The 25,272-nt window shown below is 71.7% G+C and carries 22 protein-coding genes and 1 pseudogene; 9 read left to right on the top strand and 14 right to left on the bottom strand.

Annotation, left to right across the window (positions count from 1 at the left end):
- The coding region (locus ETD86_RS55705) for a hypothetical protein (protein WP_211370517.1) at positions 1 to 1,114 on the top strand (1,114 nt) is incomplete at its 5' end.
- 116 nt (positions 1,115 to 1,230) lie between these two features.
- Here ETD86_RS55705 and ETD86_RS35280 read toward each other — a convergent pair.
- From ETD86_RS35280 to ETD86_RS35270, 3 genes are read right to left on the bottom strand one after another with little or no spacing between them, the layout of a single operon-like run.
- A complete protein-coding gene (locus ETD86_RS35280) occupies positions 1,231 to 2,079 on the bottom strand; it encodes a TIGR03619 family F420-dependent LLM class oxidoreductase (protein WP_246148677.1) in 849 nt (282 codons plus the stop codon).
- Between the two features lies 1 nt (position 2,080).
- Positions 2,081 to 3,049, bottom strand: coding sequence for an acyl-CoA dehydrogenase family protein (locus tag ETD86_RS35275; RefSeq protein WP_138670976.1), 969 nt, complete (start codon positions 3,047 to 3,049; stop codon positions 2,081 to 2,083).
- Positions 3,046 to 4,149, bottom strand: a complete 1,104-nt coding sequence (locus ETD86_RS35270) for an acyl-CoA dehydrogenase family protein (protein WP_138670975.1) — start codon at positions 4,147 to 4,149, stop codon at positions 3,046 to 3,048. Before ETD86_RS35270 ends, ETD86_RS35275 begins: the two co-directional genes overlap by 4 nt.
- A 67-nt stretch (positions 4,150 to 4,216) precedes the next feature.
- On the opposite strand from ETD86_RS35270, the gene ETD86_RS35265 reads away from it, so the two are divergent.
- A complete protein-coding gene (locus ETD86_RS35265) occupies positions 4,217 to 5,281 on the top strand; it encodes a helix-turn-helix domain-containing protein (RefSeq protein WP_138670974.1) in 1,065 nt (354 codons plus the stop codon).
- Here ETD86_RS35265 and ETD86_RS35260 read toward each other — a convergent pair.
- Complete coding sequence (locus ETD86_RS35260; RefSeq protein WP_138670973.1) at positions 5,269 to 6,234, bottom strand: alpha/beta hydrolase; 966 nt, start codon at positions 6,232 to 6,234, stop codon at positions 5,269 to 5,271. The genes ETD86_RS35265 and ETD86_RS35260 overlap by 13 nt on opposite strands.
- Positions 6,235 to 6,330: 96 nt before the next feature.
- Positions 6,331 to 6,999 carry a type 1 glutamine amidotransferase domain-containing protein gene (locus ETD86_RS35255; RefSeq protein WP_246148675.1) on the bottom strand — a complete coding sequence of 223 codons (669 nt, stop codon included), beginning with the start codon at positions 6,997 to 6,999 and terminating at the stop codon, positions 6,331 to 6,333.
- 73 nt (positions 7,000 to 7,072) lie between these two features.
- Between ETD86_RS35255 and ETD86_RS35250 the strand changes: the two genes are divergently transcribed.
- Positions 7,073 to 7,972, top strand: coding sequence for a LysR family transcriptional regulator (locus tag ETD86_RS35250; RefSeq protein ID WP_138670971.1), 900 nt, complete (start codon positions 7,073 to 7,075; stop codon positions 7,970 to 7,972).
- Between the two features lie 266 nt (positions 7,973 to 8,238).
- On the opposite strand, the gene ETD86_RS35245 is transcribed toward ETD86_RS35250, so the two are convergent.
- The 4 genes from ETD86_RS35245 to ETD86_RS35230 all read right to left on the bottom strand — a co-directional run bounded on the left by ETD86_RS35245 (position 8,239) and on the right by ETD86_RS35230 (position 15,249).
- Positions 8,239 to 12,495, bottom strand: a complete 4,257-nt coding sequence (locus tag ETD86_RS35245; RefSeq protein ID WP_138670970.1) for a serine protease — start codon at positions 12,493 to 12,495, stop codon at positions 8,239 to 8,241.
- An 18-nt stretch (positions 12,496 to 12,513) separates the two neighbouring features.
- On the bottom strand, positions 12,514 to 13,536 hold the full coding sequence (locus tag ETD86_RS35240; RefSeq protein WP_138670969.1) for a hypothetical protein: 1,023 nt from the start codon (positions 13,534 to 13,536) through the stop codon (positions 12,514 to 12,516).
- Complete coding sequence (locus tag ETD86_RS35235; RefSeq protein ID WP_138670968.1) at positions 13,490 to 13,846, bottom strand: CU044_2847 family protein; 357 nt, start codon at positions 13,844 to 13,846, stop codon at positions 13,490 to 13,492. Before ETD86_RS35235 ends, ETD86_RS35240 begins: the two co-directional genes overlap by 47 nt.
- 551 nt (positions 13,847 to 14,397) lie before the next feature.
- Positions 14,398 to 15,249: a helix-turn-helix transcriptional regulator gene (locus tag ETD86_RS35230; protein WP_138670967.1), complete on the bottom strand. Its 852-nt coding sequence runs from the start codon at positions 15,247 to 15,249 to the stop codon at positions 14,398 to 14,400.
- A 102-nt stretch (positions 15,250 to 15,351) separates the two neighbouring features.
- Between ETD86_RS35230 and ETD86_RS35225 the strand changes: the two genes are divergently transcribed.
- Together ETD86_RS35225 and ETD86_RS35220 are read left to right on the top strand one after the other, a co-directional pair.
- The gene (locus tag ETD86_RS35225; RefSeq protein ID WP_138670966.1) at positions 15,352 to 16,110 is read left to right on the top strand and encodes an SDR family oxidoreductase; all 759 of its coding nucleotides are present in this window, start codon (positions 15,352 to 15,354) and stop codon (positions 16,108 to 16,110) included.
- A gap of 29 nt (positions 16,111 to 16,139) precedes the next feature.
- Complete coding sequence (locus ETD86_RS35220) at positions 16,140 to 16,346, top strand: tautomerase family protein (RefSeq protein ID WP_138670965.1); 207 nt, start codon at positions 16,140 to 16,142, stop codon at positions 16,344 to 16,346.
- A 125-nt stretch (positions 16,347 to 16,471) separates the two neighbouring features.
- Here ETD86_RS35220 and ETD86_RS60270 read toward each other — a convergent pair.
- Positions 16,472 to 16,642, bottom strand: a pseudogene (locus ETD86_RS60270) (helix-turn-helix domain-containing protein); the annotation flags it as partial.
- A gap of 199 nt (positions 16,643 to 16,841) precedes the next feature.
- Here ETD86_RS60270 and ETD86_RS35210 point away from each other — a divergent pair.
- Positions 16,842 to 17,510: a dienelactone hydrolase family protein gene (locus ETD86_RS35210; RefSeq protein WP_246148671.1), complete on the top strand. Its 669-nt coding sequence runs from the start codon at positions 16,842 to 16,844 to the stop codon at positions 17,508 to 17,510.
- 11 nt (positions 17,511 to 17,521) lie between these two features.
- Here the strand turns inward: ETD86_RS35210 and ETD86_RS35205 are convergent, their stop codons facing one another.
- Genes ETD86_RS35205 through ETD86_RS35195 form a run of 3 tightly spaced genes read right to left on the bottom strand, consistent with a single transcriptional unit; the run spans position 17,522 to position 22,106 of the window.
- Entirely contained in the window at positions 17,522 to 18,268 is a 747-nt protein-coding gene (locus tag ETD86_RS35205; protein WP_138670963.1) for an ABC transporter ATP-binding protein, read from the bottom strand.
- Positions 18,265 to 20,859: an ABC transporter permease subunit gene (locus ETD86_RS35200; RefSeq protein ID WP_138670962.1), complete on the bottom strand. Its 2,595-nt coding sequence runs from the start codon at positions 20,857 to 20,859 to the stop codon at positions 18,265 to 18,267. The genes ETD86_RS35205 and ETD86_RS35200 overlap by 4 nt, the downstream gene beginning before the upstream one ends.
- A complete protein-coding gene (locus tag ETD86_RS35195) occupies positions 20,856 to 22,106 on the bottom strand; it encodes an ABC transporter substrate-binding protein (RefSeq protein WP_138670961.1) in 1,251 nt (416 codons plus the stop codon). Before ETD86_RS35195 ends, ETD86_RS35200 begins: the two co-directional genes overlap by 4 nt.
- Before the next feature lie 130 nt (positions 22,107 to 22,236).
- Between ETD86_RS35195 and ETD86_RS35190 the strand changes: the two genes are divergently transcribed.
- From ETD86_RS35190 to ETD86_RS35180, 3 genes are read left to right on the top strand one after another with little or no spacing between them, the layout of a single operon-like run.
- Positions 22,237 to 23,325: an alcohol dehydrogenase catalytic domain-containing protein gene (locus ETD86_RS35190; RefSeq protein ID WP_138670960.1), complete on the top strand. Its 1,089-nt coding sequence runs from the start codon at positions 22,237 to 22,239 to the stop codon at positions 23,323 to 23,325.
- Between the two features lie 15 nt (positions 23,326 to 23,340).
- Positions 23,341 to 23,832: a cupin domain-containing protein gene (locus ETD86_RS35185; protein WP_138670959.1), complete on the top strand. Its 492-nt coding sequence runs from the start codon at positions 23,341 to 23,343 to the stop codon at positions 23,830 to 23,832.
- 20 nt (positions 23,833 to 23,852) lie between these two features.
- Positions 23,853 to 24,143 (top strand): hypothetical protein, encoded by a 291-nt coding sequence (locus ETD86_RS35180; protein ID WP_138670958.1) that lies wholly within the window; start codon positions 23,853 to 23,855, stop codon positions 24,141 to 24,143.
- On the opposite strand, the gene ETD86_RS35175 is transcribed toward ETD86_RS35180, so the two are convergent.
- A partial coding sequence (locus tag ETD86_RS35175) for an MMPL family transporter (RefSeq protein ID WP_170223430.1) occupies positions 24,140 to 25,272 on the bottom strand: 1,133 nt, incomplete at its 5' end. The two genes, ETD86_RS35180 and ETD86_RS35175, sit on opposite strands and share 4 nt — an antisense overlap.

Below are 25,272 nucleotides of genomic sequence, written 5' to 3'. Positions count from 1 at the left end.
CGCCGCGACCTCATCGTCCGCGGCCGCGGGCAAGGGCGTCACGAAGGGCAAGCACGCCAAGCCGTCGACCGCCGACACGACGTCGGTCACCGCCGAGCCGCTCCCGACGCACGCCGACGCCTCCGCCACCGGCCCGCTGCCCGCGGTGGACTCCCCGACGCTGATCGGCTCGGCCCTGATCGCCGCACTCGCCCTCCTCGCCGTCGCCAAGACCCGCCAATCCCGGGTCCGCCCTGCCGCGGCCACCGCCGCGGCCGCCCGCCCAGCGCGGTCCGGCCCGACCCATCGGCGCCGCCGCCGCAAGCGCCGCGGCGCGCTCGAGCCCGCCGACGCCCCCCTGTGGACCACGCAACTCCGGGACACCGTCGAACCCGCCGTCACCCCCGAACGCCCTGCCGTCGCGGCGGACGCCGAGCTCATCGCGGACGCCGAGTTCATCGCAAACGCCGCGCTCATCGCAGACGCCGAGCTCGTCGCAGACGCCGCGCTCCTCGCGGACGGCGAAGGGCGCGCGACCGGGCACCCCGGCTTCGGCCAGGCGACCGAGCAGGTGCGGCGGCTGCGCGGCACCCGGCCCTTCGACCCGTTCACGGACGCCGCGCCACATCGCCACACCGCCGATCGGCACGCCGCCGACACCGGATCCTTCGTTCCCGCCTTCGATACGGCCTCCTTCGATGCGCCTCTCGACACCGGCCCCTTCGAGCCGTGCTGGGACACCGGGCCCATGCAGCGCATCAGGGATGCCGACCCGTTCGAGGCCGCCCACGGCGACGGCTCGATCGTCATCGACGCCGGGCCTTTCACGCGGGTCGTCGTCCCGGAGGCGACCAGCGCGTTCGACGCCTTCGCCCCCGCCGGGAGCGTCGGCGGCGGGGACATCCTCGACTCACCCGCCGTTGGCACGGCCGCCTACCAGGGACGTCGCCGGAGGCGAGGGCCGTCCATCGAGGACCGGCTCACCGCCCTCCCCGCCGAGGTCGCGCCACGCGGCCGCCGCCACCGCACCACCGCGTTCCCGTCGCCGTTGCCCCGGCACGACGACCGCGAGCTGGTCGGTGCCATCAGCGCCACGTCGACCGGCCGCTCCCGGAGGGGCCGCCACCGCGCCTGACCCGGCACGTCCCCGCATCACGCCGACACTGGGCTCTGCGGGGTGCGCTGGGTGTCCCCTGCGACGGCACTGCGCGCTGGGCGCCGCCCGGGCCGGCGGTGTGCGTCCGTGCGACGTCAAGCCTCGCCGCCCACCCCGTACCGCTCGGCGAAGGCGACCAGGCCGGCCACGGCGTCGCGGCTGCGGGTCCAGGGCCGGACGATGAGCCGTTCGACGCCCAGCGCCGCCCAGGCGAACACCTCGTCCGGCGAGGCCAGGGAGTAGGCGTGCGCGGTCACCGGCACGCCGGCCCCGAGGCGGTCGAGTTGCGGCTTGATCGACTCGATGGTGTGCGGCATGCTGATCCACCCGTCGCAGAGCCGGGCGGCCCGGCGGAGGGCGGCGGCCGACTCGCCGCCCGCGAGCACCGGCAGCCGCCGCTGCACCGGCTTGGGCTCGAACGCGACCTCGGGAAAGGCGTAGAACCTCCCGGAATGGGAGACCACCGGCTCGCTCCAGAGCCGCCGAACCACATCGATCGCCTCGTCGAGCCGCGCTCCACGCGTGTCGAAGGGGATCCCGGCCGCGTCCCACTCTCCCCTGTACCAGCCGGCCCCCACCCCGCAGATGGCCCGCCCTCCCGACACCACGTCCAGGGTGGCGAAGGCACGTGCCGACACGAACGGGTGCCGCAGGGCGAGCAGCTGCACCGCCGTGCCGAGCCGGACGCGGGAGGTGAAGGCGGCCAGCCAGCACAGGTACGCGGGCGCGTCGAACAGCGGCGTCGTCGGCTTGATCCCCGGATCGGACGTGCCCGGGTACACGGCGAGCGACAGGTCGGTGGCGAAGACGAGGTGCTCGGGCAGCCACACCGACTCGAAGCCCAGCTCGTCGGCGGCCACCGCGACGTCCTTCCACGCGGCCGGATGCAGCAACCCGAGCGGCACGCCGAACTTCACCCGCACCTCCGCACAGAGCCGCCGCACCTCATGGATACCTCCGCACGTCGCCGCCCAGCACGGCGGCGCGCACGCGGTCGCGGTGGGCGGCCGTGGTGCCGTACGCGGCCGACAGCGACCACGCCCGGGCGAGCCAGAACCGCAGATCGAGCTCCTCGGTGTACCCGACGGCCCCGTGCACCTGCAGCGCCACCCTGGCCGCCAGGGTCGCGGCCTCCCCTGCGGCGGCCTTGGCGGCGCTGACGTCGCGCTCGACGGTGGCGATGCCCCCGTCCACCGCCAGCGCGGCCCGGAACACCAGCGGCGCCGCGAACTCCACGGCCACCGCCACGTCGGCGAGCTGGTGCTTGACCGCCTGAAACGACCCGATCGCGGCCCCGAACTGCGTCCGCACGCGCGCGTAGGCGACGGAGACCGCGAGCAGCTCCCTGGCGACCCCGATGAGCTGCGCGGCGGTCGCGACCGTGGCCCGCCGCAGCGCCGGCTCGACCGGCCCGCCCAGCCGCTCGCACCCGGCGGGGTCGAAAGCGACCTCGAACAGCGGCCGGCACGGATCGACGCCGGGCCGGGGCGTGAGGCGGGCCGACTCCTTGGTGACCAGCCGCAGCCCGTCGGCTCCCGCCACGACGATCAGGTCCGCGAGGTCGGCGTCCGGCGCGTACACCTGCCCGGGCAGCAGCACGCTCACGCACACGGCCCCCGACGCCAGCTTCGCAACCCCCGCCACCAGGGACGCCGCCGCGACGGCGGTCTCCACGACCGGCCCGGGAAGGCACGCCCGCCCGGTCTCCTCCAGGGCGGGCACCACGTCGGCCAGTCCGAGCCCCAGCCCGTCGCTCTCGGGCGGCAGGAGCAGCCCGAAGAAGCCCAGCGCGGCCAGCTGCTCCCACCCCGGCCGCCGCTCGGAACGCAACGCGCCCGGCGGGCAGTGCGCCCGCAGCACGTCACGCACGGTCGCGGCGAGTGCGAGCTGCTCGTCGGTGAAGGCGAAGTTCATCTCGGCAGCCCCAGGACCCGCTCGGCGATGATGTTGCGCTGGATCTCGTTCGTGCCCGCGTAGATGGGCCCGGCCAGCGAGAACAGGAACCCGTCCAGCCACGGCGTCGCCCCCGCCCGCTCCCCCAGCAGCTCCATGGCCAGCGCGTGCATCCGCAGGTCCAGCTCGGACCAGAAGACCTTGCCCATGCTGGCCGCCGCCCCGACCTCCTCCCCCGCCATGATCTTCCGTGCGGTCCCGAAGGTGTGCAGCCGGTACGCCTCCGCGTCCACCCAGCATCGGACGGCCCGATCGGCGAGCGCCGGGTCGGCGGCGGTGCGGGCCAGCGCGACGAGCCGGTCGGCGGTGGCCAGGAAGCGGCCGGGACTGCGCAGGGTGAGGCCGCGTTCGGAGGAGGTGGTCGCCATCGCGATCCGCCAGCCCTCCCCGATCTCGCCCAGCACCATCGACTCGTCGGCGAACACTCCGTCGAAGTGCAGCTCGGCGAACCCGGGCAGCCCGTCGAGCTGCGCGATCGGCCGGACCGCGACGTCGTCCAGCGGGAACATGAAGTACGTCAGCCCCTTGTGCCGCGTCCCCGACGTACGGAACAGGCCGAACCCGTGGGTGGCGTACGCGGCCCGCGAGCTCCACGTCTTGTGCCCGGACAACCGCCAGCCGCCGGGCACGGGCTCGGCCCGGGAGGTGAGCGCGGCGAGGTCGCTGCCCGCCTCCGGTTCGGACCAGGCCTGCGCCCACACGTCGTCGCCCCTGGCCATCCTCGGCAGCCAGCGTTCGCGCTGCTCCGGTGTGCCGAACCGCATCAGGCACGGCGCCAGCAGGAAGATCCCGTTCTGGGTGACGCGGGCGGGGGCGCCGGCGGCCCAGTACTCCTCCTCGAAGATCAGCCAGTCGATCAGGGAGGCGCCGCGCCCGCCGTACTCCTCGGGCCAGGAGACGACGGACAGCCGTGCGTCGGCCAGCCGCGCCTCCCACGCGCGGTGCGCCGCGAAACCCTCGGGGCTGTCCATGGAGGGGAGCGGACCTGGTGCGTGCGTGCCCAGCCAGTCGCGAACCTCGGCGCGGAATTCCCGCTCGGCCGGGGAGAAGTCGAGATCCACGACCACCAACCTAGCGCACGCTTGGTTCGCTCGCCAGGCCGCCGTTCACCGAACTACTCTGATGGCTGTGCAGGGACTACTGCTCCGGCTGTCGACGCTGGACGCCGACGCGGAGAGCGCGGTGCGGGTCATCGCGTACTTCGACTCGCTGCTGCGCGACCACGTGAGCGTGCCCGTACTGCTGGCCGCCACGGCCCGGCTGGCGCAGTGCCCCGTCGGGTTGTCCGACGCGGCCACGGGCCGGCGCACCCGCACGTCGCCTGACGGCGCCGTGGACACGCCCGCGTCGTCCCCCGCCGAGGTCAGGGAGCTGAGCTCCGGGCTCGGGTCGGTCTGGATGGAACGCGAGGGCCCGGCGCACGGGCTCGACGAGATCGTGCTCGAACGGTACGCGGCCGCCGCCGAGGTCACCTTGGAACGTGCCGCCGCCCTGGCACAGGCGGGCCAGGACCCGGCGCTGGTCGAGCTGGTGTTGTCGGCCGAGACCGGCGAGGCGGAGCGGGCGCGGGCGCTGCGGCTGCTCGGCTTCGCCCCGTCCGCCCCGCTCCAGGCCCTGGCGATCGCACTGCCCGACCACGGGCTGGCGGCCGGGTTGCGTGCGATGGGCCATCAGGTACGCGAGGCCAGGATCGGCGACACCGAGGCCGTCCTGGTGGCGACCAATCTGCCAGATTCCGTGCTGCCTGACGGGGCGCGGGTGGGGATCGGGCCCGCGCTGCCCGGCGCGCGGGCCGTCGAGTCGTGGGCCGGCGCGCGTACGGCGCTGCGCTTCACCGGCCCGCACGACCCGGTGATGCGCTGGTCGGAGCTGGGCCCGCTGGCCTTGTTCGCCGACCTGCCGGACGCGGCGCTCGGCGGGCAGCCCGACGTCCGGGCGATGGAACGCCTCGGCGAGGAGGCCACGGCCGCGGTGCGGGCGCTGTGCCTGGCCGGCTCGATCCGCGGCGCGGCCACCGCCATGCACCTGCACCACAGCTCAATGGCCGCCCGCATCGCCCGCGCCGAGTCGGCGCTGGGCTTCTCACTCGCCGACGCGCCAGGACGCCTCCGCGCCCACCTGGCCCTCGCCCTGGCACGCCTGCGCGCGACCGCCGCCCTAAAAGCTGATGAACCCGGTCGTCAGAGGCCGTAGGCCCGCTTGAGCGCCGCCAGCCTGGCCGCCCGGGCCCGCTTGCTGAGCTCGGTGTCCGGCACCATGCCGTCGAACCCGTGGAAGGCCCCAGGGTAAAGGTGGAACTCGGTGGACACCCCGGCCTGCGACAACCGCAACGCGTAGTCGATGTCCTCGTCCCTGAACACCTCCAGCTCACCGACGTCGATGAACGCCGGCGGCAGCCCGGACAGGTCGGTGGCGCGGGCCGGCGCCGCGTACGCAGGCACGTCGTCGGAGCCGGCCCGGTCACCGAGCAGCGCGGTCCAGCCGAAGATGTTCGCCGACCTGTCCCAGACGACGGCCTCGGCGAACTCGTGGCTGGACGGGGTGATGTTGCGGTCGTCCAGCATCGGGCACACCAGCAGCTGGAACGCCACGTCGGGGCCGCCCCGGTCGCGGGCCAGCAACACGGTCGCCGCGGCGAGCCCACCGCCCGCGCTGGCGCCGCCGACGGCGATCCTGGCCGGGTCGATGCCCAGCTCGCCCGCCGCCTTGGCGGTCCACACCAGGCCCGCGTAGCAGTCCTCGACCGGGGCCGGATGCGGGTGCTCCGGCGCCAGGCGATAGTCCACGGAGACCACGACGACGCCGAGTTGCTCGACGTAGCCGATCATCATCGCGTCGTCGATCTCGGGCACACCGATGATCATTCCACCGCCGTGGATCCAGTACAGCCCCGGCCGGTTCGTGCCCTCGCCCGACGGGCGGTAGATCCGGACCCGGACGTCGGGGGCGCCGTCGGGCCCCGGCACGTGCCGGTCCTCGATCACCACGTCGGCGTCCGCCGGAGGCGCGGCCGCCAGGAACGCGTTGATCTGCGCCCTGACCCCGTCGAGCTCCTCGTACGTCATGCTCGGCAGGTCGAACACCGGCAGCGGCGTCTGCTCGATCGCGGCTCGGATTTCCGGGTCGAGGTTGGGGTGGTATGCCATGCGTGTCACCTTTCCACGGGTCGCGGAGCGCTACCCCTCGATGGTCAGAGCCCATACCCGTGGATCACAACCGCCATCCGGCGGTGTTTGGTCTGCTCACGCCCGCCGTTCGGCGAGGAGCTCGACGACCCGCTCGGCGAGCGGAGCGGCGCTGGCGGGATTCTGGCCGGTGACGAGCCGGTCGTCCACGACGACCTGAGCCTGCCAGTCGGGGCCCGGCTCGTGCTTGGCGCCCCGGTCCACCAGCTCGTCCGCCAGCAGGAACGGCACCACGTGCGCCACGCCGCGCAGGTTCTCCTCCTCGTTGGTGAAGGCCGCCACCCGCTTGCCCGCGACCAGGTACGACCCGTCGGACAGGGTGAGGTTCACCAGCGCGGCGGGACCGTGGCAGACGGCGGCCACCACGCCGCCCTGCTCGTAGACCGCCCTGCCGACGCGGATGACGTCGGCATCGCCGGGGAAGTCCCACATGGTGCCGTGGCCTCCGGCGTAGAGCACGGCGTCGTAGCGGGAGGGGTCGACGTCGGCCAGGCGCGCGGTGTCGTGCGCCTCCGGCGTGGCGAGGAAGGCCACCTGGGCGGGGTCGTCGGGGTCGAAGCCGTCCTGGGGCGGCTCGCCGCCGCGCACGCTGGCGACGTCCACCTCGTATCCGGCCCGGCGGAAGATCTCCCAGGGATGGGCCGCCTCGGGCACGTAGTATCCGGTCCGCTCCACGCCGCCGAGATCGTCGTGGCTGGTCAGTACGATGAGAATGCGCTTGCTCATGTCTGACAGCATCGCCCGCGCCACCCATCAGCGACAAATCACGGAACACCCACCGAGCCATCAGAATAGTAATATGTCGCCCATCTCGCTGGACCTGCTGCGGACCTTCCTCGCCGTGCACAGAACCGGCTCCATCACGGCCGCTGCGCAGACGCTCGGCCTGTCGCAGCCGGCGGTGACCGCGCAGGTCAAGACGCTGGAGTCGGCGCTGGACCGGCCGCTGTTCGACCGGCTGCCGCGCGGCGTCGCCCCCACGCCGGCCGCCGAGGAGCTGGCCCGCCGGGTGGCGGTCTCGCTCGACGCGCTGGACGAGGTGGTGCAGTCCGAGCTGCCCTCGGACGAAGCCGTCCATCTGGGCGGCCCGGCCGAGTTCCTCTGCGAGGTGGTCATGCCGATGCTCGCCCCTCTGGTACGGGACGGCCTTCGCCTCCGCACGACCCTCGGCCTGGCCGACGACCTCCTCGCCGACCTGGCCGCCGGACGGCTGGACCTGGTGGTTTCCACGATCCGCCCCCGGGTGCGCGGCGTCCACGCGGACCCCCTCTACGACGAGGAGTTCCTCCTGGTCGCCGCCCCATCCCTGGGGGACGCGTTGCGGGCGGCCGGAAGCGGGATCGGGCCTAGGACGCTGGCCGGGATGCCACTGGTGGCGTATGCGGAGGATCTGCCCATCGTGCGGCGTTACTGGCGGACCGTGTTCGGCAGGCGGCCCGCGATGGCCGCCCAGATTGTCATCCCCGACCTGCGCGGCGTGCTCAGCGCGGTCAGGGCAGGCATGGGCGTCTCGGTCCTGCCCGCCTACCTGTGCGGCAGCGACCTGGACGCGGGCACCCTGGTCACGCTGGCCGACCCGGAGGAGCCGCCGATCAATACCGGGTACCTCGCCGTCCGCTCAGGCGCCCAAGCCAGGCCTGCCGTGGCCAGGGCGCGGGCCTACCTGCTCGAAGCCTTCCGAGCGGACCCGCTCTTCTGAAGCGGGTGCCGCAGACATCCGATCTGCCCAATTTGTCAAGCCATGGCCTTCGATCGTGGTTGGAAGGCGACATCTTCGTTGTAGGTCACGCCCTGTTGCAGGCAGTGGTGAAGGCAGCCGAGCAGGCGGCGGGTACGCCGAAAAGTCGCACCGGGTCGGACACTCCCCTGTCGCGAGCTGCATACTTGCCTGACGCGGATCAACGACTTTCGAGCGGCCGACCTGCTAGCTCGCTAACAAGCCCAGGTGGTCATCGCAGAGGCCCGTCAAAGGCAGCCGGGAGAGGCTGAAAGCCGATCGGCCAGGGCGCAAAGGGTATGCAGCCAGGCGGCCGGAGCGGTCGGTTCCAGGTGCCCGTCGGGGGAGAGCCGCCAGGGCTCGGAGGCCGCGATGCCGTCGGTGAGGATCGTGGTGCGGGGGGCCGGGTCGAGCGGTCGCAGCAGCCCGAACCACGGATCACGGGTCCAGCGGCGCACGGCTATGCCCGAGGCTGCCGTCCAGTGGACGGTGCGGGTGGTGTAGGTGATGTCGAGGTGGCGCGGGTCGTCAGCGAAGGAGAGCGCGACCGGGACCAAACCGTCAGGTGAGGGCAGCCGACCCGCCAGGCTGCGGGTAGCGAGGTTCCAGACCTGGACCTCGGTGGCGGTGGCGTCGGTCACGACCAGGGCGGCGAAGCGTTCCGAAGCGTCGATGGTCAGGTGTGGCATGTCGACGGCGCCGGTCGCGTCGAGTTCGATGTCTGAGCCCGGGATGGGAGTTCCATCCCGCCAAAGGCGTCCCATGCCCTTCACATCAGGGTCGGACGGGTCGCGCCACAGGGCGATCATGTCGCGGTTGCGGGGGCGGATCTGGACATCTGTGGTTGCCAGGTCAGGCAGAGTGCGCCGGGTCAGCTGCTGTACGGGATCGATGTCCCACAGGGTCAGCCGCCGGTCGGCGCGGAACGCGGGATCCTTGACGCCCCTGATCATGATGGTTTGGTCGTCGGCGAAGGCGACGCCGCTTCCGCCCTGCCGGATGGTGGCGACCGGGGTCAGTGCGGGTAGCCGCAATAACGTCGTGGTCCCCGTCTTGGACGAAGTGCTCGCCAGGGTCCGGCCATCGGGGGAGAGCGCCAGTCGCGCGGCGATGGCCGGGAACCATTCCGCTGGGCGACTGAAGCTACGCGGCTCAGCGTCGTCGGCCGAGACCGGGATGGGGACGGTGCCAGTGCGACGTCGGGTGCGGGTATCCCAGACCTCGGCTTGGGAGGCCGGGTGAATCAGTAGCACGTGGGAACCGTCCGGAGTGAACCGTACGAACTGTGAGGCGTTCAGGCCCAGCCCGACGGGGTGGAGCGAGCCGAAAAGGAGGCGATGGATCGCGCTGTCCAAGGCGTCGGGCACCGGGACCCGGACGACCATGGCCGCTTGATTCTGCACGGTGACCAGCCGGTAGTCGCCGTCCGGTTCGCTGGTCAGCGCGGTCACCCGGTGATCGATCGGCAGCTGGATGGTGCGCATGGAAGCGGCGTCGGCGCCGGTTTCGCCCACGTGGACGAGGTTTTCGTCGACCAGGTCGCGGTAGGCCAGGTGCGCGCCGTCGGAGGTGAAGACCGGCGAGCGGGGGCAGGATGCGAACCTATCGGCGGCGGGAGTTATGGCGTGTCGGGCAAGCACCGCGTTGTCGGTCAAGCTTCGCAGCCGCAGGTTGTAGAAACGCCCCTCGCTCCAGCAGTCGAAGAAGGTGTTCAGGTCGCGCGGCGTGGGCGTCCGGGTGGTGTGCGGCTGCGGCGGAGAGAACGGCCGTGAGCCGGACGCGGTCAATACCATGCGCACGCCGCTGACCACGCTCAGGACTGCCTCGCCGGAGGACAGCACACCGAGCAGCGCCGTCCCGGACTGGAAGTAGGTGCCGCTCTCGTCGACCGGCGGCCTGGACAGGCGTCGCAGCGCTGTGCCGGGCCGCTCGAGGTCGGCGAGCAGCGTGCCAGCGTTGGTCAGCAGGGCCAGCCATCGTCCGGACGGATCGGCAAGCAGATCGGAGACGGTGTCGGTGCCCAGCAAGGCGCGTTCGGGCCGGCCGGTGCGCGCGTCGGCGATGACGACTCTGCCCCCGTGCGCCGGCTCCTGGACAATGAACGCGATCTTGTCGTCGTTGAGCCAGACCGGCTTGGTGACCAGTGAGTAGTTCTGGAGCGTGATCGGGCCGACGCGTGCCGGACTCTCGGGCGGCAATCTGAAGGTCCGGACGGGGGCGGCTCCCGAGAGGTCCCAGATTCTCGCCGACCAGTCCAAGTTCTGCACCAGCCGGGTGCCGCTGCGGTTGACGCGAGACCTTCCATCATGGGATTCGACGTAGGGACTAAGTGTGAGAATCGACTCGACGGATCGCAGGCCCCGGTAACGGATGAGCAGGCGTTCCCGGGTGAACTCGTCGTCGTGGAGCCGGTGCGCTTGCAGAGCGGAGAACAGGCCTCGCGGCATCGATGCGTACTGCTCATTTTTCAGGATTTCGTATGCGGCCAGGGCCGCGTTGCGGTCGTTCCTCGTGGCGACACCGCCGGTGAGCGTGTTGACGAGGGACACCGCCAGAACCACGACGAGCACGAGGGCCAGGGACCGCAGGACGGAACGTCGCGCGCAGGCGCGGGTACTGGCGTTGATGAGGACGCGTTGGCGAGGGCTCAGTTCGCCGGAGTGGACTCGCCGTTTACGCCAAGCGGTGAACAGGACACGGCCGCGCAGGAGATTGTCGCGGGCGCGGTTCAGGTGCCAGCGGCGGGAGCGCGCGTCGAGCTCGTCCTGCCATGCGCGGAACGCCTCGCGCCGCCGAAACTCCTCGTGCAGTCTCGGCCAGGCGCGGACGAGCGCCTGGTGAGCAAGCTCTACCGTGGTGAGCCGGCCGTCACCGCCCGACAACGTCAGCAGACGGGTGCCGGCCAAGTCCCTGGCCAGCGACGTGTAGGCGCCGAGCTCGTTGAGTTCCACCACTCGGCGGACGTACCGGCCGCCCCGCACCGGGCTGATCAGTTGACAGAGCAGCTCCAGATCGGCTTCGGCGGAGCCGCGGCCGCGCCAGGTCTCCTCGGCGAACGCGGCCACCGCGCCGCTCACACCGCCGAGATGGTGGTAGGCGTCATGGCGCAGCGTTCCGGCGTGGCGCCGCTCCCACAGCAGGGTGAGCGTGAACTCGACCAGCGGCAGGGGGTTCGGCTCATCTACCAGGTCGTCCAGGATGACTTCAACGAGACCCTCCTGGTAGACAGGCATGCCGACCGGGGCGAGCGGCCGTTCGATCACGCTGCGTAGCTCGGCGGCGTCGGGGGCTCGGATCGACACGGCCGCGTCTGCGAACCGCTGCCCGATGCGGCGGTCGTCGAGCAACGTGCCCAGCGACGCCGGACCCACGGTCACCACCAGCGCGAAGAGCGCGGCCCGTCCCGGGGCGGCCAGCTCAGTGAGAGCCGCCAGCAGCGCGACGGTCTCCGGCTCCGAGCGTGCCAGGGCCTCGTCGACCTGATCCACTATCACGACGATCTGCCGGAGCCCGCCGCACTCGGCCAGCGGTCCGAACACGTCGCCCGGACGCTCTGCCAGACGTCCGGCGAGCAGGTCCGGATCGGCCGCCCAAGCGGCTCCGATGCTCGCGCGGGCCGCCTTCAGGCTCGACTCGGCGCACAGCGCCGCGGCCAGTGCAGACCAGGGCGTTCCACCGGCGGCGAGCCTGCATACTGCGACGGCGACGTCGTCTGCCCGCAGCCCTGGCGCGAGCCCGGCTTGGACGAGAGATGATTTGCCGCATCCCGAGGGGCCGGTGACCACGAGCAGGCCGCGCTGGCTCAGCATGACCAGCAGCTCGGCGGAGAGCCGCTCCCGGCCGAAGAACTGCTCCCGATGGTTCTCCTCGAACGGGTTCAGGCCGCGGAACGGGATTGCCGGCCCGGACGCCTCGGCCAGATCGCGGCAGATACGGTACAGAGCTGAGCCGGACAGCGCGTAGCCGGTGCGCCGTCCTGACTTGCTCTCGGCCTCGACGAGCATGCCGACGACGGCACCGAGTTCGGTGTCCAGGACCGGGCCGCCGCTGAACCCGCGGCTGACTGCGATGCCGGTCGACCGGTCGTCGTCGATCTGGTACCGACCCCCGGCACCGGTCCCGCGTATCAGGCCCTCGGCCCACACACCCCGGGGCCGCCCGTCGGGACAGCCGTAAAGGCGGACCGAATGGCCGGTCGGGTCCTCGGCGGCGACGATCTGCACGGGCCTCGCCGCGGCGGGCCGGTCGTGGATGGCGATCCGCAGCCCGGCAACATCGGCGTCGTCGGCCACGAACGTGACGGTCGCGGGCATCCGGCCGCCCTCCGGGATCAGCGGGAAGTCGACCTCGATCCGGGCACCGAGCCTGGCCCGGTCGCTTCCCAACGCGTACGCGGCGACATGCGCGCAGGTGATGAGGCGGTCGGCATCGACCAGAAAGCCGACACCGACCGGCTCGTCACCTCGCCAGACCCGGACCAGGGCCCGCTCCGCGTACTCAGCCATCGGACTGCTCCGCCTCCATCATCGGACTGCTCCGTGAACTCGGCCATGGGCCCCGACCCCCCGGTTACGTCGGACGATCATGAGCAGCGCGATCACGACGCAGAGCCCGGCGCCGATCCCGAGCAGCGGAGGCCGGAGTGACCACGTCCCATCCGGGAAGGGACTGCCGGCACCCGGCCGGGCGAAGAGCATCAACAGCAGGCTCAAGGTGTCGGCGACCAGCGCCGTCCCGGGAAGGAGCAGCCAGCCCGCCACCAGCGGCCGTGCCAGCGGGTACGTCGGCACGAGGATGGCCAGCAGCGGTACGACGACGATGCAGCCAAGTGCAAGGCCGCCGGTCACCACGCCCAACCCAGTCGAAGGCCGAAGCAGAAGCCAGACAGACAGCACCAAGACGACCACGACCGCCGCTGCCGGTCGACGGAGCGGCCTCACCGCCGGGCGAGACGGCGGGTTGGTCCGCCATAACCAAACCCACGGCAGGGCGGACGCAGCCACCGCCGCCAGCAGCGAGGCCGAGCCAAGCCACAGCACCGCTGGCGCATCGTAGATCGAAAGGCCGCTCCAGCGGCCCGGAACCGCGCATGCGATACTGCCCCACAGCGCCGCCGAACCGGCGAGGAACGCTACCTTGCTCGCTGACCGGGCCCAGGCCAGGCAGGCGATTCCGCTGCCTAGGAGCACCAGCAACGGGAGAGCGGTCACCACCAGCGTCGCCACGATGGACGGGTTGCCGACGACCGCGCGGAAGTCGGAGCTGTAGAGATGGCCGTCCATTGGCCCCCATCGGCTTCCCCGCACCTCGATCGCAACCGGCCACGATCTGTTCGGATCGTTGTGGAAGACGACCGCCGTGGCGGAGCCGACGAGCTCGTGGACGGGTTCGACGTTCAGCGCGTACAACGACAGGCAGAACGCCCCGACGGCACAGATCCCGGAGACCCGGGGCAGAAGCGGACCCGGTTGTGACCACGCGCACATCGGCTCCACCGGTTCAGACGGAGGCGGAAGGTTCAGCGTTGCCGAGACCGGGTCGCTCACTCTGCCGCTCAATGCTGATCTTGATGTGCGCGGCACTGGTGGTCTTGGCGATCACCGCTCCGACGTCCGCCGTCACGGTGAGCCCGACCTCGACAGTGACCTTCTCGGCCCGGTCGGCTGATGCCTCGGCTCGCCGGGCGACCGCCCGGGCGACCCGCACGATGCGGTCCACACTCTGCTCCAACGTCTCCTGAGCCCGTTCCGTCGTAGCCTGCCAGCGGCGTCCCGCGGGCACCGGAGCGTCGGTCTCCTCGACCTCAAAGGGGATGCTCTCCCCGTCGGAGAGGCGAACTTCGACATACTCAGCCATCGCATTCCCCTTGATACTGAAGCGCCATTAAGAGGCGTCATATCAGAGATACGGTAAGCGGGAGAACCCGCTTTTACAGGGTTTCCAGTGCGATGGTTGCATGCGGCCACATCGACCATCCGCGTGGTCGCACCCCGCAGCGTCCACACCTTCTCGGGTGCCGAGTGCTGATTGTGTCGCGAACGCCACGTTGCCAGAGACACCCGCCGTCTCGCGGCGGTCCGGGTCTCTGATGATTCGACACCAGATCCCCTCGGTGTCGGGGTCCAGGCGGCGGAGCAGCGCAAGAGTTGGCTTTCAAGGACCGGACCTGGACCCGCCTACGCATGAACCGGAGCCCTCTTAAGGCGCCTCGACAGGGTCCCGGTGATCTGTGTGCGGATCGTCGCGTCGGTCATGCGGGGCGGGACGCGAGCCAGGCGGTCAGGATCTGGTCGACTTCATCCAGCGGGTGGAGGCGTCCAGCGCGCCGCCGATGAACACGGACGGCTGTTTGACGGGCCTCCCGCCGAAGTCGGCGAGTCTTTTCGATGCCGCGGCCGACCGCCGTCCTACTGGCCCGGGGTGGCCGAGAAGTTCTCGTGGCCCAGCACCGAGAGCAGCCGGATCTTGTCCTCGGCCTCGCTGCCCGGTTGGGGCGTGAGTACGACGAGCGCCTGCGCCTGGTCCTCGGTGAACAGCGCCTGGCAGTCGACCTCGATCCGGCCGAGCTCTGGGTGCACGAGGGTCTTGTGATCGGCGAAGCGGCGGGCGACCTCGTGCCGCTCCCAGAGGACGCGGAATTCGTCGGACTCCGCGAGCAGAACCTGGACCAGCTCTCCGGCCCGCGAGCGCGGACCCTGCGCGCCGTGGGCGGCGCGCAGGGAGGCGACCAGGCTGCGCGCCTGACGCTCGTGCTCCTCGGGCGGGTAGACCCGGCGGGAAGCCGGGTCGGTGAACCACCGGTACACGTCGCTGCGCGCCCAACCGGTGCGCCCGGACGGGTCGCCGAAGATCGCCGTCGCCAGCCGGTTCGCCACCAGCACCTCGCCGATCGAGGACAGGATGAGCGCCGGGCTGTCCTCCAGCCGGTCCAGGACGCGCAGCAGGGCGGGTGCAATGTGCGTGTCGGCGGGCGTACGGCGGGGGACGTTGTGGCCGGCGAGGCGGTAGAGGTGGTCGCGTTCGTCGGCGGTGAGGCGCAGTGCCCGGGCCAGCGCGGCGAGCATCTGCTCGGACGGCTGCGGGCCGCGCTGCTGCTCGAGCCGCACGTAGTAGTCGGCCGACATCCCGGTCAGCGCCGCGACCTCCTCGCGCCGCAGCCCAGGCGTGCGACGGCGCAGGCCGGGCGCCAGTCCGACGTCGGACGGCCGCAGCGCCTCGCGGCGGCGGCGCAGGAAGTCGGCGAGGGCGGCACGGTTCATACCCATCATTGTGCAGGGGACGGCCGGCCTCAGGCAGGGATCGCCGATCCCCCGATCAGTGGTGCTCTCCCCCGCCGGGAGTGCGGCGCCCAAGATGAAGGCATGAACATTGACGGCAACACCATCTTCATCCCCGGAGCGACGTCCGGGATCGGCCTCGCCCTCGCCGTGCGGCTGCAGGCGATGGGGAACACCGTCGTCATCGGCGGGCGGCGTACCGACCTGCTGGAGCACCTGGCCGCCGAGTACGGACTCGGCACGGTCCGCATCGACACTGCGGACCCGGCGTCGATCGCGGAGGCGACGGCGGACGTCATCGGCCGCTACCCCGACCTGAACGTCCTCGTCGCGATGGCGGGCATCATGCGGGTCGAGGACTGGACCACGCCCGGTTTCCTCGCCGACGCGGAGGCGACGGTCACCACGAACCTGCTCGGCCCGATCCGGCTGATCGCCGCGCTCACCGAGCACCTGCGGACGCGGCCCGGCGCCACGATCATCACGGTCTCGTCCGGCCTGGCTCACGCGCCGCTGCGCATCACCCCCACCTACAACGCGACCAAGGCCGCGATCCACATGCTCAGCGAGACGCTGCGCCTGCAGCTAGCGCCCGCAGGCGTGCAGGTGATCGAGCTCGTCCCGCCGTCGGTGCGGACCGCTCTCCTGCCGGGCCAGGAGACCTCGGACTTCGCGATGCCGCTCGACGAGTTCGCCGACGAGGTCATGACCCTGCTCAAGACCCGGCCCGACGCCGCCGAGATCTTGGTCGAGCGCGTGAAGTTCCTCCGGTTCGGCGAGGCGCGCGGCGACTACGACCAGGTGGTCGCCACGCTCAACGCATCCGACCCGCACGCACGCTGAAGACCATCAGCCCTAAGGAAGAAAACACCATGCCATTCGCCAACCTCAAAGTGCCCGCGGACACTCTCACCCCGGAATCGAAGAAGAAGCTGCAGGACGCTGTCACCGACGCGTTCGCGAGCGTGTACGGCGAACGAGCACGCTCGACCACGCTCGTGATCCTCGAAGAGGTCGCCGACGGCGGTTGGAGCCTCGGGGGCACGATCCTCAACGAGAAGGTGCTCGGCCGCAGCTGATCGAGGCCGCACACGCTCACGCCGCTGGGGTGTGCGGTCGAGCAGCCCGCCAGCTCACGCCGCACTCCTGGCGCGGGCCTGGGCCGGCGGAGAGCCCGCCCGGCCGGGTCGAACAGGTGTGCCCGCTCGGCGTCTGTCAGGTCCGACGCCCTGGCCAGGGCGTCCATGACGGACGCGGACGGCTGGCCGGCCCTGCCCTGATCGAGGCGTACGAGGTATTCGGCGCTGATGCCGGCCGGCTCCGCCACCTCCTCGCGGCGCGGCCCGCGTACGCGCCTGCGCGGCCCGCTCGCCAGTCACACGTCCTCGGGCGTGGCCCCACTCCTGCGGGCCTGGAGAATAGGCCCCGAGTTCCCGATTCATAGCTCCAGTCTGCCGGTCGCGGCGAGCCTGACCCTCCGAGTACCTGGATATCCGGAAGCGTCTCCGGGCATAGTGCCCAGCATGTGCCATTCCACTGACAGCAGGCCGCCCGCACCTCCGATCCAGGGCGAAGTGACCTCTCAGGAACAGATCGAGCTGACCGCCGCCGACGGCAACCGTTTCCTCGCCTACCGGGCCGAGCCCGCCGAGCCGAACGGGCGCAGTGTGGTGATCCTGCCCGACGTGCGAGGGCTGCACCCGTTCTACAAAGATCTGGCGGTGCGGTTCGCCGAGGCGGGGTTCCGTACGATCGCGATCGACTACTTCGGCCGTACCGCGGGCCTCGGCGACCGCGGTGACGACTTCGACTACATGGCCCACGTCCGGCAGCTGAACAGTGACCATGTAAGGGCCGACGCGCGGGCGGCCACCGAGGCCCTCGACGGGCCCGTCTTCACGGTGGGCTTCTGCATGGGCGGCGCGCACTCGTGGCGGCAGGCCGCCGAGGGGAACGGCCTGGCCGGCGGCATCGGCTTCTACGGCGCGCTTCAGGCGATCGAGGAGCCCCAGACCGGTCCGGGAGCGCCGATCCTGCTGCTCAGGGGCGGGGCGGACACGGTGTCGACGCCGGAGGACTTCGACGCGTTCACCGCCGCGCTCGACCGGGTCGGCACCGAGCACGAGACCCACGTTTACGAGGGCGCGCCGCACTCGTTCTTCGACCGCTCGTACGGCGAGTGGGCGGAGGCTTGCCAGGACGCCTGGCGCCGCATCCTGTCCTTCACCGAGCGCCATGCTTGACCTGCCTGGGCTCAGCCCAAGTAGGCGGCCCGGACCACCGGGTTCTCGCTGATCTCGGCCGGCGTGCCGGTGGCGATCACCTTGCCGAGGTCGAGGACGACGATCCGGTCGCAGGTGTCCATGACGAAGCCCATGTCGTGCTCGACCAGCAGCACGGTCGTGTCCAGCGACCTGACGACCTCGCCCAGGTGGGCGGTCTGGCCGGCGTCCAGGCCGGAGGTGGGCTCGTCGAGGAGCAGCAGCGCGGGCCAGTCGGCCAGGGCCCTGGCCAGCTCGACGAGCCGGCGCTGCCCGACAGGCAGCGCGGCGGCGTACGCGTCGCGCAACCCGTCGAGCCCGCACAACCGCAGCACCTCGGTCACGCGCTCGCGCCGCTCCCCCTCGTGCCGCCGCCGGCCCGGCCAGCCGACCAGGTCGGCGGCGAGGCCGCCACCGCCGCCGTGCCAGTCGAGCGCGGCCAGCACGTTGTCGGCGACGGTGAGCCGGCCGAACACCTGGGTCCGCTGGAACGTACGGCGCAGCCCGGCCCTGGCCCGCTTCACCGGCGACACCCCGGTGAGGTCCCGGCCCGCCACGCTGACCCGCCCCGCGCTCGGCCTGCGCAGCCCGGACACCACGTCGAAGAGCGTGGTCTTGCCCGCCCCGTTCGGCCCGATCACGCCGCAGACCTGTCCGGCGGCGACCTCGAACGACACCTGATCGAGCGCTCTGACCCCGCCGAACGCCACCGACACTCCCTCGACGGCCAGCATGGTCATCTCACCCCCAGATAGGCGGCGGCCAGCCGTTCGCTGTCCACCTCGGAGCGGGGCCCGGTCCAGGTGACGCGGCCGAGCCGCATGAACGCCACCCGGTCGGCGATCGCCAGCGCCTCCGTGGCCTTCTCCTCGACGAGCAGCAACGCCACCCCGCGCGCACGCAACTCGGCGAACACCTCGAAGATCTGCCGCACCACCAGCGGCGCCAGCCCGAGCGACGGCTCGTCGGCGATCAGCACCCGCGGCGGCCGGACGAGCGCCGGGGCGAGGGTGAGCAGCTGCTGCTCACCGCCGGACAACGCGCCGGCGAGCACGCCGCGGCGTTCTCCCAGATGCGGCAGCCGGTCGTAGACGGGGCCCGGGTCGGGCAGCCAGGTCCGCAGGTTCTCCTCCACGGTGAGCCCGGGGAAGACGCCGCGTCCTTCGGGCGCCAGCAGGATCCCGGCCCGTGCCCTGCGGTGGGCGGGCCAGGCGGTGACGTCCTCGCCGTCCAGCAGGATCCGACCGGCGATGATCGGCAGGTCTCCGGCGGCGGCCGCGCAGGTGGTGGACTTGCCCGCGCCGTTGGCGCCGAGCAGCGCCACGACCTCGCCGGGCTTGACGGCCAGGTCGACACCGTGCAGCACGATCGAGTCCGCGTACCCGGCGACGACGCCCTCCATCCTGAACAGCGCGCCCTTCGCCGTCCGCGCCGGTTCGTCCAGCTCCGGAGCGGGGGGCCGGCGATGGCGCAGCTCGGCCATCTGGGTGAGCACGCCGTCGGGATGCTTGGCGAGGATCATGCCGCCGAGCCCGAACAGTATGGCCCCGACGTGCGCGGACACGTCCCACGTCGACAGCAGCTCGGGCACGACGACCGCGATGAGCCCGCCGAGCACCGCGCCGCCGATTCTGCGCACCCCCTGCAGCACCACGATGGCCAGCCACACGAACCCGGCGAAGGCGGGAAGATCGGTGGCCGTGATCGAGCCCTTCGCGACCGCGAACAGCACCCCGCCGAGACCGGCGATCGCCGACGCCAGCACGAACAGCATGATCTTGGTACGTGGCGCGGACAGCCCGGACGTCGTGGCGGCGGCCGGAGCCGACCGCACGGCGAGGATGGCCCGTCCGGAGGCGGACCGCTCCAGGTTCCGCACCAGCAGCGCGACGACCCCGATCAGCACGAGGAGCACGACCACCAGCACTCGCGGGTCCGAGGTGTCGGCGAAGCCGAACCCGAGCGCCGGCAGCGCCCACCCGATGGTGCCGTTGCTGAACGCGTCCACCTGGAACAACACCTGGTCGGCCAGCAACGCCAGAGCCAGCGTGGCGAGCGTCAGCACCCGCCCGCCCAGCCGCAGCGCGGGCAGCGCCACGAGCATGCCGACGGCAGCGGCCGCCAGCACGCCCAGCAGGATCGCCACGAAGAACGGCAGCCCGGAGGTGAACGCCCATCCGCACGTCAGCGCCGCCATCGAGGCGAAGGCGGCCTGCGCCAGGTTGACCATGCCGCCGATCCCGGTCACCACCACGAAAGAACAGAAGATCAACGCGAGCACGAGCCCCTGCGCGGCGATCCCCACGTAGTACTCGGGCGCCAGGAAGGTGAAGCCCACCAGCAGGACCAGGCCCACGGCCCAGGGCAGGCGCCGCCGCCACGGCGGCAGCCCGGCCAGGTGGTCGGGCGGCGGCGTGTCCTCGGCCGCGCTGCCCGCGACCCGCTCGCGCGACCTGTTCAGCAGCACGAGCCCGGCGAACAGCAGGATCACCGGCACGGCGGTACGCAGCCCGGTGACCTCCTCCAGGAAGTCGGTGTAGCCGGCGACCAGGTTCTGCACCACGCCGAGCGCCAGCCCGGCGGCGAACGTCCACGGAATCGACCGCAGCCGCCCGAACACCGCGGCCGTGGCCGAGGCGAACAACAACACCGTGTACGCCGTCGCGTCCAGCCCCAGTACCGACACCGCCAGCACCCCGGCCAGCCCCGCGAGCCCGGAGCCGAGCATCCAGGCGAGCGCCGAGGTGGCGTCGGCGTCGATGCCCCGCAGCGTGGCCAGGCGGCGGCGGTCCACGGAGGCCCGCATGCGCAGCCCGTACGGGGTGTGCCGCATGAACGCCCACAACCCCACCGCCGCCACCACCGAGAAGGCGAACGTGATGAGCTGGTCGGTGTCCAGGTGCACGCCGGCCACGTCGAACGCCACGGCCGGGTGCGGCCCGACGCCGCGCGGCAGCGCGGTCGCGTCCGCGGCCGGCAGCCCGGCCAGGTCCACGACCAGCAGACCCAGCGCGGGCAGCGCGATCGTCAGGCCGATCGTGGCCACGATCTGCGCGGTCTCCCCCGCCTGGGCGAGCCCGCGGAACATGGCCTTGTGCAGCACGTACCCGAGCGCGGGCGCGAACAGGCCCACCGACACCAGCGCCGACAACCAGGCCGGCAGCCCTGCCGCAGTGGTGAGCTCGTAGAACAGCAGGGCGGACAGGAAGCCGAGCGCGCCGTGGGCGAAGTTGAACACCCCGGTCGCGGCGTACGAGAGCGTCAGGCCCGACCCCATGATCGCGAAGATCGCCCCGGTGACCAGGCCGCTGAGCACATAGCCAAGGATCATTTGAGCGGCACGTTGTCGAAGCACTTCATGCTCTTGGCCACCTGGAAGGCGCCGTTCTCCAGCTTGACCAGGGCGCCGCAGCCGTTCGGCTCACTGTGGTCCTTGGGGTACTGGATCCTGCCGAAGCCGGCGTTCTCGTAGGTGTACGAGCCGTTGCCCGTGGCCAAGAACTTCTCCCTGGTCAGGTCCTTGCCGGTCTTGTCGAGCATGTCGAGGAAGATGTCGGCGGCCCAGTAGCCGATCGCCAGGTGCTGGGTGAGCACCGTGCCGGGGGCGACCTTCTCGACGTCCTGCTTGAGCTGTGCGATCTCGGGCGCGGTCGACTCGAAGGGCTCGAACATCGGCGCGGCGATCACGCCCTCCAGGGCCTGCGCGCTGGCCGGGTCCTTGAGTATGGCGGCGTCGTAGCTGGTCGCGTCCGTGAGCACGCCCTTGTATCCGGCGCGCTTGAGCGCCGAGTACAGGCCGACGTTGAACTTGGTGCCGGCGATCACCGAGACCACGACGTCGGGCGCCTTGCCGCCGTTGGAGGTCATGATCTTGTCGACGTACGGGAGCCAGTCGGGTGGCGGCGCCGCGGCCGGGAGGCCGGAGTTCACGCCTGCCAGCTTGAAGCCGGCCGCGGTGAACGACTGGGAGATCGTGGTGCCGCCGTACTTGCTGCCGCTGGAGTCGCTGGTCTGCACGTAGACGCTCTTGCCCTCGGCGCCGCCGAGCAGGTCCGCCATCTGCCGGCCCCACCATGTCTGCGATCCCGCACCCTGCTTGGGCGCCAGGCAGCCGTTGTAGCCGAAGCCGGTCTTCGTGCCGCACCACTGCGGCCCCGTCGCCCAGCCGAACCACGGCACGCCCTGCTGCTCCAGGAACGCGGCGCCACCGAAGTTGGGCGCGTGCACCGGGACCAGGGCGAACACCTGGTCCTTCTGCACGAGCTTCTTGGCCGCCGCGTCGCCCTTGGCGGCATCCTGGCCGTCGTCCTCCGCACCGAGGAACTCGATCTTCCGCCCGTGCACGCCGCCTTCGGCGTTGGCGCGCTCGAACCTGGCCTTGGCGCCGATCTCGGCGTCCTTGGTCGAGTAGCCGCTGGCGCTGGTCTTGGTCAGCACGCCGCCGACCTTGATCGTCGTGCCGGTCACGCCTGGCACCGCCGCGCCCTCCTGCTGGGTCGCACCCTTCTGCTGGGCCGCGCACCCGGTGGCGAGCAACGCCACCGTGAGCGCCACCGCCATGCCCCGCCGTACGATCATGATCACCCTCGCGATTTGGCCTAGCGCTCGCTTGGTTTTGTGCCGAGCGTAAATTCGCCCAGAAGGGGTGTCAACGGGCTACCTAGCAATCGCTTGCTTACGATTCGGCACCGGGGTTACCGTGTGGCCCATGTTGATGCGCGCGGCTGTGCTGACCGGGTTCCACGCTCCCATGGAGATCCGCGAAGTGGAGATCGCCGATCCGGGCCCGGGCGAGGTCCGCGTGCAGATCAAGGCGTCCGGGGTGTGCGGCTCCGATCTCAAGGCCATCGACGGCAAGAGCCCGGTGGTCAGCAGGTTGCCGTTCATCCTCGGACACGAGAGCGCGGGCGTGGTGGAGAGCGCCGGCGCGGGCGTCACCTCCGTCACGCCCGGCGACCACGTCATCATCTCGATGAACGGTCCCTGCGGCCGGTGCCGCTCCTGCGGCGCGGGCCGCTTCCACCTGTGCTCGGGCCCGGCCCGGCTGCCCACCATCATGGGCGGCCTGCCCAGGATCACCCTCGACGGCCAGGAGACGCGGCGCTTCATCGGCATCGGCTCGTTCGCCGAGTACGCGGTCGTGAGCGAGGCCATGTGCGTGAAGCTGCGCAAAGGGGTGCCGTTCGCCGCCGGGTGCCTGCTGGCCTGCGGCGTCGTGACCGGCGTCGGCGCGGTCCTGAACGTGGCCAAGGTCCCGCCCGGCGCCTCGGTCCTGGTCGTCGGCTGCGGCGGGGTGGGGCTCAACGTCCTCCAGGGCGCGGTGCTCGCCGGCGCGACCACGATCATCGCCGCCGACGTGGCCGAGCACAAGCTCAAGCTGGCCATGCGGTTCGGCGCCACCGCGACCCTGCTCGCCGGCGACCTGCCCAAGCAGGTGACCGAGCTGGCGCCGGGGGGCGTCGACTACGCCTTCGACGCGACGGGCGTGCCCGGCGTGCTGGCGCAGGCGTTCGCCGCGACCCAGTCCGGCGGCACCACGGTCATGGTCGGCAGCCCGCCCGCGGGACAACCGCTGGAGCTGGACCCCGGGTTGTTGTTCGCCTCTCGCCGCCTCATGGGCACCCAGGGCGGCGACGCCGCCCCGCATCGCGACCTGCCCATGCTCGCCGGCCAATACCTGAACGGCCGCCTCGACCTCGACGGCCTGATCTCCGAACGCCTTCCGCTCGACCAGATCAACGAGGCCGTCGCCCACGTCCGCCAGGGCGCGGTCGCCCGCACCGTGATCACCTTCTGACGCTATCCTGCGGAGATGTCCTACCCCGAACCCCGATACCTGGGCGAAACCGGCGAGCACAGCGGCGTGATCCGGACGTCCGACACGCCGCCGGACCTGAAGATCGGCACCGGGACGCAGGTGCACTACCTCGGCACAGGCGGCTCGACCAACGGCGCCTTCGGCCTGTACCGGTGGGAGATGGGCCCGCGCCCGTCCGGTCCCGGCGCGCATTTCCACCGGACGATGACCGAGTCGTTCTACGTGCTGTCCGGCACCATCAAGCTCTTCAACGGCGAGAAGTGGGCCGACGGCAAGCCGGGTGACTTCCTCTTCGTGCCGGAGGGCGGCGTGCACGCCTTCCGCAACGAGTCCGGCGAGCCCGCCTCGATGCTGATCCTCTTCACCCCCGGCGCGCCCCGCGAGGCCTACTTCGAGGAGCTCGCCGACATCGCGAACACCGGTCGCCAACTCACCCCCGAAGAGTGGACCGACGTGTACCTGCGCCACGACCAGTACATGGTGTGACTCTCCGCTACGCTACGTGAGTGCATCTCGGAGGAGCCGCGCTGGCCGGCCTGCTCGCGATCGTCAGCATGGACGCCCGGCCCCAGCACGACTTCGCCGCCCACGGCGTGGTCATCTGGAGCGAGCCGAGACCCGGCTCCGCCCTCGCCGGCCTCGGCTACCCGGGCGAGGGCTTCGAGTCCGACCGGTCAGAGGAGCGCGAGCACTTCTCCTGCGGCCCCTTCGACTCCACCTTGTGGCACCACGGCCACAACGCCACCACGGGCATCATCGGCTGGGTCCCGGCCTGCCATCTCCTCGACCCCGACTAGACGCCCGCCCCGACCGGCTCGCGGCGCTCGGCGACCGGCTCGTCCTCCTCCTCGTGGCCCTCCACGGACAGGTTGGGCAGGAGCCGGTCCAGCCAGCGCGGGCACCACCAGTTCGCGCGCCCGAGGATCACCATCGTGGCGGGCACCAGGAAGCCGCGGATGATCGTGGCGTCCACCGCGATCGCCACCGCCAGCCCGACTCCGAACGTCTTCACCATGGCGTCCGGGTACGCGATGAACGCCACGAACACCGCCACCATGATCAGGGCCGCCGAGGTGATCACCCGGCCCGTCGAGCCGAGACCCTCCGCCACCGCCCGCGCGTTGTCCCCGTGCCGCGCGTACGCCTGCCGCACCGCCGTCAGCAGGAACACCTCGTAGTCCATCGACAGGCCGAACAACACCGCGAACAACAGCAGGGGCACATAACTCTCGACCGGCACCGAGAAGAAGATCGTCTGCAGGTACGAGGAGTCCGCCGGCGCGTCCATGCCCACCAGCCCGCTGCCGAGCCCGAACGAGAACACCAATGCCAGCGCCCCGAACGCGGCCCCGAGCGAGACCAGGTTCATCACCGCGGACTTGATCGCGACGACCGGCGCGCGGAAGGCCAGCAGCAGGAGCAAGGCGCTGAGCAGCACCACCACGCCGATGACCAGCGGGGTGCGCTCGGCCATGCGGTCGCCCGCGTCGGTGAGCCCCGCGACCTCCCCCCCGACGTGCACGTCGACGCCGGGCAGCGCGATGGCCCTGATGTCCCTGACGACGCCGGCGGCCCGGCTGTCGCTGGGGGCGTACTCCGTGACGGTCTGCAGCAGGACCGTGCGGCCGGAGGAGTTGACCTTGGGGTCGGCCACGTGCGCGACGCCGTCGACGGCCTCCACCTCGCGGGCGAGCTCGTCCACGATCGGGTCCTTCGCGCTCCCGACCTTGGACGGCAGCTCGGCGACCACGATCAGCGCGCCGTTGGCGCCGGGGCCGAAGCCGGTGGCCATCAGCTCGTACGCGCGCCGCGAGTCCGAACCCTGGGCGGCGTACCCCTCGTCGAGCGGGCCCAGCTTGAGCCCGAGCGCGGGGGCGGCGAGGGCGCCGAGCACGGCCACGCTGGCCAGCAACATCCCCCATGGGC

This window comes from Nonomuraea turkmeniaca (assembly GCF_005889735.1).
Classification (GTDB): domain Bacteria; phylum Actinomycetota; class Actinomycetes; order Streptosporangiales; family Streptosporangiaceae; genus Nonomuraea; species Nonomuraea turkmeniaca.
Note: the sequence above shows the minus strand (reverse complement) of the source record. Positions and strands in the feature narration are given on the sequence as shown.